Below are 17,576 nucleotides of genomic sequence, written 5' to 3' on the forward strand. Positions count from 1 at the left end.
GACACGTTTCATGATGCACAGCATCGACATGACCGACCGGCTCTGGGCGCGTCTTCTTGCCGTCAAAGCAGGGCGGGCCGAGGTCAAGCCCGACCCGGCCGATCCGGTTCTCGCCCTTTACGAGCCGATCGCCGCCGCGCGCGGGCGTTTCGTGCTGGCCCAGGTCGGGCAGTCGCTCGATGGCCGGGTGGCGACGCCCTCCGGCGATGCTCGTGACATCTCCTGTCCCGAGGGCATCGCGCATCTGCATCGCTGCCGGGCGCTGGTCGATGCCGTTATTGTCGGGGTCACAACGGTGCAGATGGACGATCCGCGGCTCTCGGTCCGCGCCGTGACAGGGCCGAACCCCGTACGCGTCGTCATCGATTGTGACGGCGTCCTGACCGGGCGGGAAAGCTTGTTTCATGATGGGCTCGCTCCCGTCCTCGTCATTCGCGGCGCCCACGCGCCAGAAAAAGCGCTGCCGGCGGACACGATTGCCCTGCCGCGGGCCGGATGTGGCATCACGGCCGATTCAATCCTCGCTGCGCTTGATCGCCGCGGGCTCAGCAAGATCCTGGTCGAAGGTGGAGCGCGTACGATCGCCCGTTTCGTCGATGCCGGCCTCGTCGATCGGCTTCATATTTCGATCGCGCCGCTGATCATCGGCTCGGGACCGGCGGGCATCGCACTCTCGCCGATCGAACGGCTGTCGAGCGCCTGCCGGCCGGTGTCACGTCTCTACAGCCTGGGGGACGACATCCTGTTCGATTGCGATCTCAAGGCCACCTCAGCCCGGCAGGGCCAGAAGGTCGCGATGGCCGACGCGGCAGAGGCTGCCGGGCGTGTCGACGGCATCCTTCCGGAAGGCGAGCCACGCCAAAACGTCGCCTGAGCCGAGCCGGCCGATCTCGGCGAGCGGCCGCTCGAAACCTTCAAGGAAGGCGTGCTGCAGGGCGCGCTGATCGTTTTGCAGTCGCCAAGGGCTCGGCTGGACAGACGTCCGATAGCCATGTGCGGCCAGGGCGCCTTGAAGATGATCGGTTGCCCCGGGCCCAAGCGCAGGTCCAAAACCCTTGTCACCGGTCTGATGGCGGTTGAAATCGGCGACCACCTCCGCGTCGAGAGCATGGGGGATCGTCCAGTCGGTCAGCCCGTCATAGGTCAGCGCCGCATAGAAGCCCACTTTCGCGGCGGCGAGCCGTTCCACCAGCCGATCGCAGAAGGATGCGGAGCAGAGGTCGAACAGGGCCGATGCCGACAGCACAGACATGCCGTCGAGCGGCAGGTCATCCAGTCGCGTCAGGTCGAAGCGGTCGATCGTGACCAGCTCCGACGGGCCGATGCTCCGCCGGGCCTGATCGAGGAGTGCCACGTCATGGTCGAGCAGATGCCAGCGGGTCGATCCGGGCAGGACGGGCGAAACGTTGCGCCAGGTGGAACCGGTGCCGCAGCCGATATCGAGCAGCGCAGGCGAGGGAAGAAGCGCGAGATAGTCCGCAAGGGCTGCGACAAGCGCCGGGTCCCGTGCCGCCTGGTCGGCAGGCTCCCTCAACTCGAGCCAGCCGGCATAGAAACCACTCACGCGAGCACATCCAGGCTGCGGGCGATGATGGCGGCGCTGTCGGTCCAGCTCGGCAGCTCGCTGCCTGCCGCATAGGCCGCCGCCGCCCGACCGCGTCGCTCCTTTCCGTCCTCCAGCAATCGCCGCAAAGCCGAGGCGAACGCCTCGACATTGTCGACGGGGACCAGGAGCCCGGCGGCCGGCGGAACCACCTCCGGCACGGCCCCGGCCGCGCAGGCGACGATCGGCAGACCATGGGCCAGGGCCTCGGCGAAGACCATGCCATAGCCTTCATAGCGCGAGGCCAGCGCGAAGAGATCGGCGGCGGCGAAGGCGGGGCGCGGATCCTGGATCTCTCCCGTCAGCTGGATGCGCTGGCCGAGACCGAGCGTCTCGATCTGCCGTTCCAGGGCCCCCGTCGTTGCCGGGTCCAGCGTCCGGCTGCCGATGATCGTTGCCTGCCAGTCGAGATCCTCGATGGTTTTCAGGGCGGCGATCAGGATGTCGTGACCCTTGCGCTGGGACAGCGTGCCGACCGAAAGGATCTGCGGGACGCTATGCGCGCCGCCGGCGGGCTCCGCCGGGTCGGTGCCCGGCAGGGCCACGGTGATCCGCTCGGGGCTCACGGCGAAATTGGCAGAGAGTTCTCGCGCGGTCATCGGCGAGGTCACGATGACATGCCGGGCGGCTTCGAGCGCGCGCCGCTCGCTGGCGCGCAGCCGCGCCTGCTCGTCGCTGGCAAGGCCCGTTTCGAGCGCCAGCGGATGGTGGACGAGCGCGACGATGCGCAGCCTTTCGGCCTCCGCATTGGCCCAGCTGTCGAGCACGCCATAAGCGAGACCATCGATCACCACGAGCGAGCGGTCCGGTAGGGCGGACAACGCCGCTTCCGCATTGGCAAGGGTCTCGGCGGAGGGGGCCGGAAAGCCGTCGCCCAGCGGCAAGAGGGTTACGGTCCAGCCGAGGGCTTGAAGCTCGGCGATGACCCGCCGGTCATAGCCATAGCCACCCGTGCGCAGCGACAGGTCGCCCGGATAGGCGAAGGCAAGGACGCGGCTCATAGCTCGGCCTCGTACCAGCCGCGCGCCGCATGCGATTCATGCAGCGTCACCTTGAGCCGCCGGATGCGGTGGCTGCCCGGCCCGAGCCGCTTTTCCTTAACCGCTTCGGCCAGGGCATCGAAAATATGGCGGGCGACGACTTCGGTGGTGGTGACCTTGCCCTTGAAGAGCGCGAGCGTATCGAGGTTCTGGTAGTTGAGCGGCTTCAGCACCTCGGCAAGCACCGAGGTCGCAGCGCCGATGTCGACCGCCAGCCCGTCCTCGTCCACATCGGCGGTGAAGAAGGCTGCATCGACCACATAGGTTGCGCCATGCAAGCCCTGGGCGGGGCCGAACACCGGACGCGGCAGGCTGTGGGCGATCATCACATGGTCTCGAACTTCGATGGCAAACATGGGGATTTCTCTCGTCAGTAGCGGATGGCGTGGCATAGAGTGTCGGAGGCCGACAGGATTTCGGCGTAGGTGCCGGGCAGTGCGGCGAAATCTGTTTCGCCCGAGATCAGCCGGTCGAGCCGCGGGTCGGCGAGCAGATCGAGCGCTGTCGTCATCCGTCGGGCATAGGTCCAGCGGGCGCGGCGGCCGGCGGGAATGCCGCCGACCTGCGAGCTGACGATTTGCAGCCGACGGGAGTGGAATGCGCCGCCGAGCGGGATCGTCACCCGGCGGTCGCCATACCAGCTCGCTTCGACGATCCGCGCTTCAAAGCCGGCATGGTCGATCGCCTGCGCCAGCGCATCTTCGGCGGCGCTGGCATTCACCAGCACGTCGAAGGATCCTTCGAGGCGATCGGTGGTGGAGAAGGACAGGCCAAGCTCGGCTGCCAGCGCCGCGCGCTGCGGATTGCGGTCGATCAGCCGGACCTGCGTCGCGGGAACGCGAGCGGCGAGATGGGCGACGAGGCTGCCGACCACGCCGGCGCCGAACACGGCAACCCGGTCGCCCGCCTGAATACCGGCATCCCAGAGGATGGTCAGCGCCGTTTCCATATTGGCGGCCAGGATCGCCCGCCGAGCCGGTACAGTGTCTGGCAATGGCCGTACCATGTCTGCGGCAACGATGAAGAGGTCCTGATGCGGCTGAAGCGCGAAGACGGGGCGACCGATCAGCGGTTCCGGCCCCTCTTCGACGAGTCCGACGGCGGCATAGCCATATTTGACGGGAAAAGGAAATTCGCCGCCCATGAACGGGCCGCGCATGCGTTCATATTCGCTTTCCGGCACCAGACCCTTGAAGACGAGTGATTCTGTCCCCCGGCTGATGCCGCTCCAGAGCGTGCGGACCAGCACCTCGCTCTCGCCGCGGGGCGCGAGAGCTTCAGGCCGAAGCACGCCGCGCCCCGCCGCCTCGATCCAGAATGCGTGGGCCGTATGCGGGCCGGCGATAGGATCCATATCCAGCAGTGCATCGCGATGCTCAGGCATCAGGCGCTCTCGCGCGGACGTGCGGATGGGCTGCGGGAGGGGAGCAGCGGCAAACATGGCTTGGCAGAAGCGTGCATCGAACCGTCCAGTTGGTGATCCCAAGTCTTGCATGTTTGTCGCCGGAGATCGAGGTGCAAGCGCGGCAACCGACGGTGCGGAAAGGGCACTGTCCTCCGGCCATGAAACCCCGGCTTTTCCCTCGCCGCCGCGTCAGCGACAGGCTATACCGGTCGCCGCCTGGGCCCAGCAATCGCCCGGCACCAGACAGGGAGGTCCTTTTGCTCAAGAATATCAATCCCGCGCTCAATGCCGACGTGCTGCACGCGCTCCGTTCCATGGGCCACGGCGATACGCTGGTCGTCTCGGACACGAATTTCCCGACCGACAGTGTCGCCCGCCAGACCGTGATCGGCCGGCCGTTGTCGATCGCCAATGTCTCGGCCACCGAGGCTGTTGCCGCCATCCTCTCGGTCCTGCCGCTCGACACGCCCCTGCAGAACTCGGCCGGCCGCATGGAGGTCATGGGCGCTCCGGACGAGGTGACCGATGTCCAGCGCGAGGTGCAGGCGGAAATCGACCGGGCCGAGGGCAAACCCTGCCCCATGTACGGCATCGAGCGATTCGCCTTCTACGACCTTGCCAAGAAAGCCTATTGCGTCATCACCACCGGCGAGACGCGCTTCTACGGCTGCTTCCTGTTCACCAAGGGTGTGATTCCCCCGGCTTCCAGCCATTGATGCCTCCGCTACGCGCAGCGTCGCCACTGCGCGAGCGCTCGAATCGAAGCTGTTTCGGCGCTGTCAGACTGCGACAGAAACAAAATTGTTGGAAAAACGTTTCTGATCCGCAACCTCTGGGCACTCTGCTCCTGGAGCGCCTCATCTCACAGTCATGCGGCGAAAGGTGCGCCTTGCCAAATGAGTCTTGTGGGCCATCTTGATCTTGTATCTTCTTCAAGGCGCATTGCTTCGAGCGCTTTGGGGAATGCTGCTTTTGCCGAAGGCCAGAGCGGTTCTTGAAGCCTGCTCTATCCGTCTGCTACAGACATTCGTCGAATGCGACCGGAATGGAACCTTGTTCGTTCATTCGCCTTTTCTGGAATTGTTTCACCCGCCTTCGCTGAGATACGCATTTTATGGACGAACAAGGAAATTGGCATCTCACGGATATGCTGCATGCGGAGCAGGGACGGGGTGATCCGTTTGCCGCGGCGGTCCGCGCGACCCGCATGCCGATGGTCATCACGGATCCCGGCCAGCCGGACAATCCGATCGTCTTCGTCAACGAAGCCTTCCAGACACTGACCGGTTACAGCCGCGAGGAATGTATCGGCCGCAACTGTCGCTTCCTTCAAGGACCCAGCAGCGATCCGGAGGCGGTCGCCAAGGTTCGTCATGCGGTGGAAAATGGCGAGGATGTCGCCGTCGACCTCCTGAATTACAAGAAAGACGGTACGCCTTTCTGGAATGCGCTTTACCTCAGCCCCGTCCGCGGCGGCAACGGCAATGTCCAGTTCTTCTTCGCCTCCCAGCTCGATGTCAGTGAGCGCGTGGCCGCGCATCAGAGCATGATGGATCAGAAGGAGCTGGTCGATCATGAGGTGCGGGTGCGCACTGCCGATCTCGAAGCCTCGCTCGAAGCGCAGTCCATGCTGCTCCACGAGGTCGACCATCGCGTCAAGAACAATCTCTCCGTCATCGGCTCGCTGCTGCGCATGCAGATTCGCGAGGCGAATGATCCGGGCGTGCGCGCGGCGCTGCGCTCGACCATGGAACGGGTCGATGCGATGGCGGCTATCCATCGCCGCCTCTACCAGGCCGAGGATGTCCGCTATTTCGAGCTCTCCTCCTTCGTCCTGAACCTGATCCAGGATGCCGTGAGCAGCAGTGCCTTCAAGAATGCGACGCTGCATTCCGATGTCAGCTTCACGCGCCTGCCTTCCGGCCAGGCCACTTCCGTCGGCCTGCTGCTCAACGAGGTGCTGCTGCACCTCTTAAACAGCTATACGCCGGTCGAATCGGTCCATCTGTCCTGCTCCTCGGATGGCCGTCGCATTCGCATTTCGATTGCCAATCGCCTGTCGAGCAAGTCGCCCCAGAACGATATTTCCCCGATCAGCACGAAGCTGATTTCGCGGTTGGGCGCGCAGCTCAACGCCCAGGTGCTGTGGGACCATTCCCTGGATGGCATGACAGCGACGATCGAAATACCCGTGAGCAGAGACTGATGAAAAGGCCAAAGCCGCCGCTGAGCATCGTCATCGTTGAGGACGAGCCGCTGATTGCCATGGATCTCGAATCCATGGTCGAAGACGCCGGACACAAGGTGGTTGGAGAGGCAGCGTCCCTCTACGACGCTGAAGCCTGGGATCCGTCGCTTCATCCGAATCTGGCCCTGGTGGACATCCAGCTGGCGCGCAAGACCAGCGGGCTCGACGTGTCCCAGCTGATCCAGCGGCGCTGGCCGGAGACGATCATCGTTTTCGTGACCGCCAATCCGAAGATCATTCCACCGGATTTTGCCGGCGCGCATGGGGTGATCTCCAAGCCGATCACGCGCAGCGGCTTTCTTGCCGCCATGCAATATCTGCAAGAGGGTGTCTGCGACCCGCCGCCTACCGTGCCCCTGCCGAACAGTTTCATGGCGTCGCCCGCCTTTGCGGCCAGCTGGGAAAACTGAACAGTCGCAGCTTCCCGCAGTCGATCACGCGTCGTTCTGGATCAACCGCCGGAAAGCGGCCTCCGGCTGGCCATAGGCATCGCGGGCGTAGATCTCCATCGCCTTTCGGTCGCGAATGACCACGCTGCCGCGGCTGGAGCGAATCAACCCTTCGCCCTCCAGGACATGCAGGGCCGTCGTCACGCTCGAGCGACGGACGGCGAGCATGATCGACAGGAAATCATGGGTCAGCCGAATCTCGTCGCCCACCAGACGGTCATGACACATCAAGAGCCAGCGGGCGAGGCGAACATTGATGTCGTGAATGGCATTGGAGGCGGCGGTGTAGGCGAGCTGGATGGTGAAGACCTCCACAGCGCGCAGCGCCAGGTTCATCAGGGCCGGCTCGCGCGCCAGATGGGCAGAGAATGCATCGAAGGAAAGGCGGCTTGCCTCGGCATCGACCTGCACGATCATGTCGTGCTGGCTCTCCCGAATCCCGGCGATCACCGAGATCGGCAGATAGCCTTCAAGCCCGAAGAGACCCGCTTCCGCACGGTTTCCGGTGGGCGTCCGCACGATGACGGAGCCGATGCCGTCCGTGAAGAAATAGACGAAATCAACCGGCTGCCCGAGCTTTGCGATCACGGTGCCGCGCGGTAGGGCGATCGAGGTGAAATCGGCGGAGAGGGACTGCATCACGCTGTGCGGAAGCTGCTTGAGAAGCCTATTGTCCGTCGCCGGCCGCCGCTGCGCCACCGCCATCCGTCTCTTCCTCTCTGCGTGCCGACAGGCGGGGCGACGGAATGGCGCCCGCAAAGCCGGCGGTCAGGCTTGTCGAACCAGGGCGGGACGCGAAGGTTCCACCCGGCCATCCGCCCCGTCGCCGGCCGGGACGGCGATTGATGCGAAGGTGCCATTTTCGATTGGCCGGCAATCGGTTAAACCGGAAGCGGACAAGAGGAGACACCGATGCATCAATCCCTGGTGGAGGTCGAGCGGCGACGGGCGGAAGCGCGACTTGGCGGAGGGGAGGCGCGCATCGCCGCGCAGCATAGCAAGGGCAAGCTGACGGCGCGCGAGAGGCTCGACGTGCTGCTCGACGAGGGCTCCTTCGAGGAATATGGGCTCTACGTCACGCACCGCGCCACCGAGTTCGGCATGGCGGCGCAGAAGGTGCCGGGTGATGGGGTCGTCACCGGCTGGGGCACCATCAACGGTCGCCAGGTGTATGTCTTCTCCCAGGATTTCACCGTGCTGGGCGGATCGCTCTCCGAGACCCATGCCGAGAAGATCTGCCGGATCATGGATATGGCGATGCGCAACGGCGTACCGCTGATCGGCCTCAACGATAGCGGCGGCGCCCGCATCCAGGAGGGCGTCGCCTCGCTCGCCGGCTATGCCGAGGTGTTCCGCCGCAATGCCGAAGCCTCGGGCGTCATCCCGCAGATCTCGGTGATCATGGGTCCTTGCGCAGGCGGCGCGGTCTATTCCCCCGCCATGACCGATTTCATCTTCATGGTGCGGGACACATCCTACATGTTCGTCACCGGGCCGGATGTTGTGAAGACGGTCACCAACGAGATCGTCTCGGCCGAGGAGCTCGGCGGCGCCGGCACGCATACGCGGCGCTCCTCCGTCGCCGATGCCGCCTTTGAGAACGATGTCGAGACGCTCGAACAGGTGCGCGCCTTCTTCGACTTTCTGCCACCCAACAATCGCCAGCCGGCGCCAACGCGGCCCGTGCATGACGATCCGGAGCGGGTGGAGATGCGGCTCGACACGCTGATCCCCGATGCCTCGACCAAGCCCTATGACATGAAGGAGCTGATCCTGGCGCTCGCCGACGAGGGCGATTTCTTCGAGCTGCAGGCAGAGTTTGCCAAGAACATCATCATCGGCTTCCTGCGCATCGAGGGCGAAACGGTGGGTGTCGTCGCCAATCAGCCGCTGGTACTGGCCGGCTGCCTCGATATCGACAGTTCGCGCAAGGCGGCGCGCTTCGTGCGCTTCTGCGATGCCTTCTCCATCCCGATCCTGACACTGGTGGATGTGCCCGGATTCCTGCCCGGCACGGCGCAGGAATATGGCGGGGTCATCAAGCATGGCGCCAAGCTGCTCTTCGCCTATAGCCAGGCGACCGTGCCGATGGTGACGCTGATCACCCGCAAGGCCTATGGTGGCGCCTATGACGTCATGGCCTCCAAACATATCGGCGCCGATATCAATTATGCCTGGCCGACGGCCGAGATCGCGGTGATGGGCGCCAAGGGCGCGGCTGAGATTCTCTACCGCTCCGAGCTTTCCGATCCGGACAAGATCGCCGCCCGGACGCGGGACTATGAGGAGCGCTTCGCCAATCCCTTCGTCGCGGCCGAGCGCGGCTTCATCGACGAGGTCATCCTCCCCCACTCCTCCCGCCGCCGCATCGCCCGCGCCTTCGCCTCGCTCAAAGGCAAGCGCAAGGAGCAGCTCTGGCGCAAACACGATACGATCCCTTTGTGAGGCGTATGCCGATGATGTCGAAGATGCTGATCGCCAATCGCGGCGAGATTGCCTGTCGGGTGATGCGCACGGCCAAGCGGATGGGGATCGCCACCGTGGCGGTCTATTCCGAGGCGGATGCCGGGGCCCTGCATGTGGCGATGGCCGACGAGGCGGTGGCGATCGGACCAGCTGCCTCCAGCCAGTCCTATCTCGACGTTGCACGCATCCTCGACGCGGTGAAGCAAACCGGGGCGGATGCGGTTCATCCGGGCTATGGCTTCCTGTCGGAAAATGCCGGCTTTGCGGAAGCGCTCGAGGCAGCCGGCATCACCTTCATTGGGCCGCCCGCCTCGGCGATCCGTGCCATGGGCGACAAGATCACCTCGAAGAAGCTGGCGGCAGAGGCGGGCGTCTCCACGGTGCCCGGCCATATGGGGCTGATCGAGCATGCCGAAGAGGCGGTGTCGATCGCCCGGTCCATCGGCTATCCGGTGATGATCAAGGCCTCGGCCGGCGGTGGCGGCAAGGGCATGCGCATTGCCTGGACGGATGCCGAGGCGCGCGAGGGCTTCCAGTCCTCCCGCAACGAGGCGAAGAGTGCCTTCGGCGACGACCGGATCTTCATCGAGAAATTCGTCACCGATCCGCGCCATATCGAGATCCAGGTGCTGGGCGATCGCCACGGCACCGTGCTGCATCTGGGCGAGCGGGAATGTTCGATCCAGCGCCGCAACCAGAAGGTCATCGAGGAAGCGCCGTCGCCGTTCCTGGATGCCGAGACGCGCGCCGCGATGGGTGCCCAGGCGGTGGCGCTGGCGAAGGCCGTCGGCTACACCTCCGCCGGTACGGTCGAGTTCATCGTCGATGGCGCACGCAACTTCTACTTCCTCGAGATGAATACGCGGCTGCAGGTCGAGCACCCGGTGACGGAGCTCGTCACCGGCATCGATCTCGTGGAACAGATGATCCGCGTGGCGCGCGGGGAGAAGCTCGGCTTCGGCCAGGCGGATGTGCGGCTTACCGGCTCGGCGATCGAAAGTCGGCTCTATGCCGAGGATCCCTTGCGCAATTTCCTGCCGTCGATCGGCCGGTTGACACGCTATCGCCCGCCCGCGGAAGGACCGCGGCCGGATGGGACAAAGCTTCGCAACGACACCGGCGTCTTCGAGGGTGGTGAGATTTCCATCCATTACGATCCGATGATCGCCAAGCTCTGCACCTATGGTCCAGACCGAGCCTCGGCGATCGCTGCCATGGGCGACGCGCTGGACGAGTTCGAGATGGAGGGGGTGGGTCACAACCTGCCCTTCCTCTCGGCGGTGATGCGCAGCCCGCGCTTTCGCGCCGGCCGGCTAACGACCGCCTTCATCGCGGAAGAATTCCCGGACGGCTTCGCCCTCGAACAGCCGGAGGGCGAGGAGGCCCTGCGGCTCGCCGCCGTGGCGCTGATCTGCCAAGATGCCCTGCAGCGCCGGGCGGGGCAGATTTCCGGCACGCTGCATCATCCGCGCCGCTTGCCCGGCCCTGCCTGGGTCGTGTCGCTGGCGGGTCAGGATTTTGCCCTCACTCTGACGCGGTCCGCCGAGGGCGGGGAGGTGCGGACGGCGGAGGGGCGGAGCCTCACCGTTTCGTCCTCCTATGTGCCCGGCCGGACGCTGTCGCGCTTCGTGATCGACGGGATGGGCATGAGCGTCAAGATCGACCGGGTGGGCAGCGGCCTTCGGCTGCGCTGGCAGGGCATGGATCTGCGCGCCGATGTTCGCAGCCCTCGCGTGGCCGCGCTCGCCAGGCTCATGCCGGTCAAGCTGCCGCCCGATACCTCCAAGTCGCTGCTCTGCCCGATGCCGGGCGTTGTCACGGCTCTCTCCGTCAGCGAGGGCGATGAGGTAGAGGCCGGTCAGGTGCTTGCCACCGTCGAGGCGATGAAGATGGAAAACGTGCTGCGCGCCGAGCGCCGCGGCACGGTCAAGCGCATCGCCGTCTCGCCGGGCGCCAGCCTGGCCGTCGACGAGCTGATCATGGAGTTTGCCTGATGGCGGAGGAAAAGCCGAAGCTCGACGACTGGGCCCGCCTTGCGGAGAAGGAGTTGCGCCGGCCGGCAGACGACCTCGTCTGGCAGACACCGGAGGGGATCGCCGTCAAGCCGCTCTATACCGAGGCGGATGCCGAAGGGCTCCCTCACCTCGGCTCCCTCCCGGGTTTTGCTCCCTTCACACGCGGCCCCCGCGCGACCATGTATGCCGGCCGGCCCTGGACGATCCGGCAATATGCGGGCTTCTCCACCGCCGAAGCCTCCAACGCCTTCTACAAGCGCAATCTCGCCGCCGGGCAGAAGGGCCTCTCCGTTGCCTTCGATCTCGCCACCCATCGCGGCTATGACAGCGATCATCCACGCGTGGTCGGCGATGTCGGCAAGGCCGGCGTCGCGATCGACAGTGTCGAGGACATGAAGATCCTCTTCGACGGCATTCCGCTCGGCGAAATGTCGGTGTCGATGACCATGAACGGCGCGGTCATCCCGATCCTCGCCAGCTTCATCGTGACCGGCGAGGAGCAGGGCGTGCCGCGCGCCGCGCTCTCCGGCACCATCCAGAACGACATTCTCAAGGAGTTCATGGTCCGCAACACCTATATCTATCCGCCGGAGCCTTCCATGCGGATCGTTGCGGATATCATCGCCTATACCGCGCGCGAGATGCCGAAGTTCAACTCAATCTCCATATCCGGCTATCATATGCAGGAGGCCGGGGCGACCCTGGTGCAGGAGCTCGCCTTCACGCTGGCCGATGGCCGCGACTATGTGCGCGCGGCGCTTGCCCGTGGGCTCGACATCGACGACTTCGCCGGCCGGCTGTCCTTCTTCTTTGCGATCGGCATGAATTTCTTCATGGAGGCCGCCAAGCTCAGGGCGGCGCGGTTGCTCTGGGCGCGGATCATGGCGGAGTTCCAGCCGAAGAACCCGGCCTCCTCAATGCTGCGCACCCATTGCCAGACCTCCGGCGTGTCGCTGGCCGAGCAGGACCCTTATAACAACGTCATCCGCACGGCCTATGAGGCGCTCTCTGCAGTGCTCGGCGGCACGCAGTCGCTGCACACCAATGCGCTGGACGAGGCCATCGCCCTGCCGAGCGAATTCTCCGCCCGCATCGCCCGCAACACCCAGCTGATCCTGCAGCACGAGACCGGCGTCACCAAGGTCGTCGATCCGCTGGCCGGCTCCTATTATGTCGAGAGCCTGACGGCGGCGCTGGCCGAAGAAGCCTGGACGCTGATCGAGGAGGTGGAGGCGCTGGGCGGCATGACCAAGGCGGTCGCAAGCGGCATGCCGAAGCGGCGGATCGAGGAAGCCGCCACGCGCCGCCAGGCGGCGATCGACCGCGGCGAGGAGGTAATCGTCGGCGTCAACCGCTACCGGCTGGAAAGCGAGGCGCCGATCGAGACGCTCGACATCGACAATGCCGCGGTGCGCGAGGCGCAGATCCGGCGGCTGGCCGAAACGCGGCGGCGACGCGACGAGGCGGCCGTGGACGAGACGCTTGCCGCGCTGGAAGCCGTGGCGCGAAGCGGCGAGGGCAACCTCCTCGCCGCGGCGGTGGAGGCGGCGCGGGCACGCGCCACCGTCGGCGAAATCTCGGACAGGCTGCGCCTTGTCTTCGGCGATCATTCGGCGCGCCCCGAAGTGGTGCGCGATGTCTATGGCGCAGCCTACGAGGCCGATCCGGAATTCTTAACGCTGCAGCAGCGGCTCTCGGAGGTGTCCGACGCACTCGCCGCGCGTCCCCGCATCCTGATCGCCAAGCTCGGCCAGGATGGGCATGATCGCGGCGCCAAGATCATCGCGTCCGCCTTCGGCGATATCGGCTTCGACGTCCTGGCAGGGCCGCTGTTCCAGACACCGGAGGAGGCGGCGGCGCTGGCGGTGGAACACAAGGTCCATGTCGTCGGCCTGTCCTCGCTCGCCGCCGGCCATCGGACCCTTGCACCACAGCTGGTGGAGGCGTTGAGGGCCAAGGGTGCGGGCCATATCATCGTGGTCGTTGGCGGGGTCATTCCCCGGCAGGATTATGAGGTTCTGATGGAGAGCGGCGTCTCCGCCGTCTTCGGTCCCGGCACCCCGGTGCTCGAAGCGGCACGCGCGGTGATCGATCTCCTGCAGGGTCGCCTGCGCAACCGATAGAAAGTTCACGATGTTCGGCCGCCTGAACCATGTCGCCATCGCCGTGCCGGATCTCGAGGCGGCGATTGCCCATTATCGAAGCCTCGGCGGCACGATCTCGGCCGTCCAAGCGTTGCCGGAGCATGGCGTCACCGTCGCCTTCGCCGAATTGCCCAATAGCAAGATCGAGCTTCTTCATCCTCTCGGTGACGAAAGCCCGATTGCGGCCTTCCTGTCGCGCAATCCGGCCGGCGGCATCCACCATCTGTGCTTCGAGGTTGAAGACCTCGCCGCCACGCGCGGGCTTTTGATCGAAACGGGGCATCGCCTGCTCGGCGATGGCGCACCGCGCATCGGGGCCCATGGCAAGCCGGTGCTCTTCGTTCATCCGAAGGACCTCTTCGGAACCTTGATGGAGTTCGAGGAGGCCTGACACGGGGTGTCAGAACCGCACCGAGCCCGCAATGTGGGAAGAATGCCACATCCGCGGTGCGATCGGTGGCGATTGCCGTATGTGCGTCTCGACTCACATTTGACAGAGCTTCGCGCGCTTGTCACATCTCCCGCTACCTCAGGGGTGGGGGGACAATCCATGGGACATGCGCGTTTTCTGCTCGCGGGCCTGGCTTTCGGGCTGGCCGTGGCTCCGGCTGCCGCCGACGTGTTTCCGCGGGTGGGGGAGGCGCGGGGCTCCGTCATCTCCCGCCGCTCGGGCGAAGAGGTTCGCTTCGTCGACGACACGGCTGCCTGGCGGGGTGTCGAGGTCAGCCAGGGACTGCTCACCGGCGACACCCTGCGCACCAATGCCTCCGGCCATCTCGCCATCCTGTTCTCCGACAACACGCAGATGCGCATGGGCCGCAACACCGAGCTGGTGGTGCGCCAGGCGAAAGGGGCGGATAGCCAGCTGGAGCTCAAATCCGGCGCCATCTGGGCGCGCGCGCTCCGGGGCGGCAGCGGGCTCACCATCGCCACACCTGCCGCCGCCACCTCGATCCGCGGCACCGACTGGTCGCTGCGGGTCGGCGCCAAGGGCGAGACGACGCTCTCGGTGCTCGAAGGCGTGGTGGAGCTCGCCAATGAACAGGGCTCGGTCACCGTCCGCCAGGGCGAGGGCGCCGTGGCGACGATCGGCCAGGCGCCGCGCAAATACAGGCTGGTCAATCTGGAGGAGCGCGAGCAGCTCCTGCTCTACAGCGAAGTGCGGGACGTCTTTTCCAGCCTGCCGGTTTCGCCGTTGAAACCACAAGCGCTCCGCGAGACGCGACGGCGCGTTCTTGCCCTTCCGTCGGAGCGGCGCAGCGCGGAGGACTGGCTGGATCTGGCTGAGGCGGGGCTGGCGCTTGACGGCCGCGCGGCGGCAAAAGCGGCGCTGGCCGCACTCCCGGCCCGCCTGCCGCCGCGCTCGCGCGCCCGCGCGCAGGTGGTGGAGGCAATGATCGCCGGCCAGGAGATGCGCTACACCGACGCCCAGAGGCTGCTGGCCGAGGCCGAGCCGGCGCTCAGCCCCGAGCGCCGCGCCGCTGCCGCCTATGGTCGCTATTTCGCCCTCTCGCTGGCCGAGCCAGACCGGGCTGCCAAGGCACCGCGCGGCCGCAGCGCATCCGCCGGCGTGGTGGGAATTCTGGCGGAGGCAGCGCTTCAAGCCCATGCCGATGGTCCGGCTGCCGCAATTCGCATCATCGAGGCGGCCGAACCTCGCTTCCCCGACGATGTGCGCCTGCCGGTCGCTCTTGCCAATTATGCCTTCGAGCTTGACCGGCGCGAGGCGGTGCGTGCGGCTCTTGCCCGGGCGCGTGCGCTCGATCCTGCCAATCCCGAGCTGCTCCTGATCAGCGCCCGCTTTCGTGCGACGACGGCCGGCGATCTCGATGGCGCGCGGGCTGAGCTTGCCGAGGCGGTGCGCGAGGCGCCGGGCGCCGATGCCGCCTGGAACGAACTCGCCATCGTCGAGCAAGATCGCAATGCCACGGTCGAGGCAAATGCCGCTTATCGCAGGGCGATTGCGCTCAATCCGGAAAATCCGGCATTGCATGCCAATTATGCCCGCTTCCTGATCGACAACCACCAGATGTCCGCTGCGGCGGCAGAGATCGCCAAGGCTGAGGCGATCGATGCGGACTCCTATGCCGTGCTAGCCGCCAAGGGCCGCTACCTGCTGCGGCTCGGCCGCACGGATGAGGGCGAGCAGGCGCTGCTGCAGGCCTCCGCCGTCGATCCGACCTATGGCGATGCGCTGGTCGGCCTGGCGATCGCCGCCTATCAGCAGGAGAGCGGAGAGGAAGCAGGCCAGGCGCTCGACAATGCCGACCGGTTCGACCGCGAGAACCCTTCCGTGCCGCTGATCCGCTCGGCCATCGCGCTCGACCGGGACGAGGCGGATGCGGCGATCGACCTGGCGCGCGAGGCCGCGCGTCGGCGCCAGGCCCGGCTCGGCAACTACACCGGCTATGACGCCAACCGCCAGGTCTTCTCCTGGCTCGGCGTGACGCTCTCCAATCTCGGGCTCAACGAATGGGGGCAATTCCAGGCCGACCGGTCGATCGATCCCTTCATCGGCACGAGCTATATCGACGAGGCGGCAGAAGGCCGTGTGTCCCCCTTCGTCGGCACCGATCCGCTCTCCCCGCCCGAAGAGCGGAGCGTCGCCGGCGCCACCAGCACCTCCTCGCAGCTGCAGGGCCTGCTGCTCGATCCCATGGCGGCGGCCGGCGAGACCCGCCGCTCCTCGCTGGAAGGCCGCTCCTTCTTCGAAAGCACGATCGGTGGCGGCCTGATCTTCGAAGGCGACAAGCCAGGCTGGCGCACGGATCTGACGCTGGAGGGCACCCGCTATGAAGGACTGCCGCTCAGCTACCATTTTGGGCTGGAAATCGCCCGGCCGCAGGGCGAGCGGCTCAACGACCGCAATGACGTGACAGGCGCCAATCTGATGCTGGGCATGCGACCAAGCCTGCAGGACTCGCTGGTGCTCTTCGCCAATACCGGCACCTTCGACAGCGGCTTTCCAGGCGAAACCTCGGCGCCGAAGCTCAATGACGAGAGCCGGTCGCGCTCCTCCGGCGCCGGCGCGGCCTGGAGCCATGTCATCGGCGAGCGCAATGTCGTCCAGGCCTTCGCGGTCTATGGACAGGTGGATACGGATGATCGCTACGAGGTGGCACCGACCGATCCCGCCGGGGTCGGCCCCTTCGATCCGCAGCGCTTCGATCCTTTTGTCGTGGACCGGGACCGCTTGCTCGACCCCTCCGGCTATTTCATCGACAATGACGGCCGTGATCAGTCGGTGACGGCCGGGCTCGGCCATCTCTTTGGCATTGGGCCTATCACCGTCCATTACGGCATCGAAGGCAGCCTCTATCGCTCCGAGCTCCAACAGCGAAAGGTGGATCCGTCCGATGGCAGCGTTCTCGAAGCCTATGACTATAGCGGCGATGGCGGCTCGCTCCGGCTTTATGGCGATGCCCTGTGGACGGTCAACGACCAGCTGTCGATCGAGGCAGGGCTGCATGCCGTGGAGATCGAGGATCAGGACAATTGCGGCTGCCTCGATCCGAGGATTGGCGTCGCTTGGGCACCTTTCACGAACCACTGGCTGCGCGCCTATTACCGTGAAGACACGAAATCCGTGTCCAATTATACGCTGGCGCCGATCTCGACGCTGGGGCTCTCGCCGCTCGAACAGCCGCTCTATCTTGGCGGCTTCACCGATACGACCGGGTTGCGCTGGGATGCGGAATGGTCTGATCGGTTCTTTACGAGCGTCGATGCGCAGCATCAGGAGATCAAGGGGCTGGCGATCGGCATTCCGGCGCTGCTCGAGACCTTCAGCGCCTATGCGGGGACGATCGATCGGGTCACGGCCAGCGCCAATTTCTGGCTGGGCCATGGCATCGGCGCTTTTGCCTCCTTCACCCGCAACGTCACCGAGGATGCGGCGGGCGATTACGGGCTGCCGCTCATCCCGGATCATGTCGGCCAGCTGGGATTCACGCTGGTCCACCCCTCTCGCTTGCGGCTGACCGTGGCGCAGACCTTCGTCGGGCCGCGTGTCGGCGGGCAGGCCGGCGTGGAAATCGACGGCTATCAGACGACCGACGCCTCGCTGCGCTGGACGAGCGAGAGCGGCCATCTGGAGGCCGGCCTGCAGCTGCTCAACGCCTTCGACGAGAGATTCGAGCGGGCGCTCGATGTTCCGGGCCCCGGCCGCACGGTGATCGCAACGCTGCGCGCCCGGTTCTAGATCCC

At 65.8% G+C, this 17,576-nt stretch carries 14 protein-coding genes; 9 read left to right on the forward strand and 5 right to left on the reverse strand.

Going from position 1 to position 17,576, the window contains the following annotated elements; translation table 11 throughout:
* The first annotated feature begins 10 nt into the window (after nucleotides 1–10).
* A complete protein-coding gene (locus ACLE20_RS10925) occupies nucleotides 11–874 on the forward strand; it encodes a RibD family protein (protein WP_410940315.1) in 864 nt (287 codons plus the stop codon).
* Here ACLE20_RS10925 and ACLE20_RS10930 read toward each other — a convergent pair.
* From ACLE20_RS10930 to ACLE20_RS10945, 4 genes are read right to left on the reverse strand one after another with little or no spacing between them, the layout of a single operon-like run.
* Complete coding sequence (locus ACLE20_RS10930; protein WP_410940316.1) at nucleotides 770–1,564, reverse strand: methyltransferase type 11; 795 nt, start codon at nucleotides 1,562–1,564, stop codon at nucleotides 770–772. The two genes, ACLE20_RS10925 and ACLE20_RS10930, sit on opposite strands and share 105 nt — an antisense overlap.
* Nucleotides 1,561–2,604 (reverse strand): glycosyltransferase family 4 protein, encoded by a 1,044-nt coding sequence (locus tag ACLE20_RS10935; protein ID WP_410940317.1) that lies wholly within the window; start codon nucleotides 2,602–2,604, stop codon nucleotides 1,561–1,563. The genes ACLE20_RS10930 and ACLE20_RS10935 overlap by 4 nt, the downstream gene beginning before the upstream one ends.
* A complete protein-coding gene (locus ACLE20_RS10940) occupies nucleotides 2,601–2,999 on the reverse strand; it encodes a 6-pyruvoyl trahydropterin synthase family protein (protein WP_410940318.1) in 399 nt (132 codons plus the stop codon). The genes ACLE20_RS10935 and ACLE20_RS10940 overlap by 4 nt, the downstream gene beginning before the upstream one ends.
* A gap of 14 nt (nucleotides 3,000–3,013) precedes the next feature.
* On the reverse strand, nucleotides 3,014–4,027 hold the full coding sequence (locus ACLE20_RS10945) for a zinc-dependent alcohol dehydrogenase (RefSeq protein WP_410940319.1): 1,014 nt from the start codon (nucleotides 4,025–4,027) through the stop codon (nucleotides 3,014–3,016).
* A 278-nt stretch (nucleotides 4,028–4,305) separates the two neighbouring features.
* Between ACLE20_RS10945 and ACLE20_RS10950 the strand changes: the two genes are divergently transcribed.
* The 3 genes from ACLE20_RS10950 (at nucleotide 4,306) to ACLE20_RS10960 (ending at nucleotide 6,706) form a co-directional block, all read left to right on the forward strand.
* Nucleotides 4,306–4,764: an RbsD/FucU family protein gene (locus ACLE20_RS10950; RefSeq protein WP_410940320.1), complete on the forward strand. Its 459-nt coding sequence runs from the start codon at nucleotides 4,306–4,308 to the stop codon at nucleotides 4,762–4,764.
* A 398-nt stretch (nucleotides 4,765–5,162) separates the two neighbouring features.
* Nucleotides 5,163–6,254 (forward strand): histidine kinase dimerization/phosphoacceptor domain -containing protein, encoded by a 1,092-nt coding sequence (locus ACLE20_RS10955; protein WP_410940321.1) that lies wholly within the window; start codon nucleotides 5,163–5,165, stop codon nucleotides 6,252–6,254.
* Nucleotides 6,254–6,706 (forward strand): response regulator, encoded by a 453-nt coding sequence (locus ACLE20_RS10960; RefSeq protein WP_410940322.1) that lies wholly within the window; start codon nucleotides 6,254–6,256, stop codon nucleotides 6,704–6,706. Before ACLE20_RS10955 ends, ACLE20_RS10960 begins: the two co-directional genes overlap by 1 nt.
* Before the next feature lie 24 nt (nucleotides 6,707–6,730).
* Here the strand turns inward: ACLE20_RS10960 and ACLE20_RS10965 are convergent, their stop codons facing one another.
* Entirely contained in the window at nucleotides 6,731–7,450 is a 720-nt protein-coding gene (locus tag ACLE20_RS10965; protein ID WP_410940323.1) for a Crp/Fnr family transcriptional regulator, read from the reverse strand.
* 207 nt (nucleotides 7,451–7,657) lie between these two features.
* Between ACLE20_RS10965 and ACLE20_RS10970 the strand changes: the two genes are divergently transcribed.
* From ACLE20_RS10970 to ACLE20_RS10990, 5 genes are all read left to right on the forward strand, one after another.
* Nucleotides 7,658–9,190, forward strand: a complete 1,533-nt coding sequence (locus tag ACLE20_RS10970; protein WP_410940324.1) for an acyl-CoA carboxylase subunit beta — start codon at nucleotides 7,658–7,660, stop codon at nucleotides 9,188–9,190.
* A gap of 11 nt (nucleotides 9,191–9,201) precedes the next feature.
* Complete coding sequence (locus ACLE20_RS10975) at nucleotides 9,202–11,205, forward strand: acetyl-CoA carboxylase biotin carboxylase subunit (RefSeq protein ID WP_410940325.1); 2,004 nt, start codon at nucleotides 9,202–9,204, stop codon at nucleotides 11,203–11,205.
* Nucleotides 11,205–13,349: a methylmalonyl-CoA mutase gene (scpA, locus tag ACLE20_RS10980; protein WP_410940326.1), complete on the forward strand. Its 2,145-nt coding sequence runs from the start codon at nucleotides 11,205–11,207 to the stop codon at nucleotides 13,347–13,349. Before ACLE20_RS10975 ends, scpA begins: the two co-directional genes overlap by 1 nt.
* 10 nt (nucleotides 13,350–13,359) lie before the next feature.
* A complete protein-coding gene (mce, locus tag ACLE20_RS10985) occupies nucleotides 13,360–13,761 on the forward strand; it encodes a methylmalonyl-CoA epimerase (RefSeq protein ID WP_410940327.1) in 402 nt (133 codons plus the stop codon).
* A gap of 159 nt (nucleotides 13,762–13,920) precedes the next feature.
* Complete coding sequence (locus ACLE20_RS10990; protein WP_410940328.1) at nucleotides 13,921–17,571, forward strand: FecR domain-containing protein; 3,651 nt, start codon at nucleotides 13,921–13,923, stop codon at nucleotides 17,569–17,571.
* The last annotated feature ends 5 nt before the right edge of the window (nucleotides 17,572–17,576 follow it).

This window comes from Rhizobium sp. YIM 134829 (assembly GCF_046546455.1).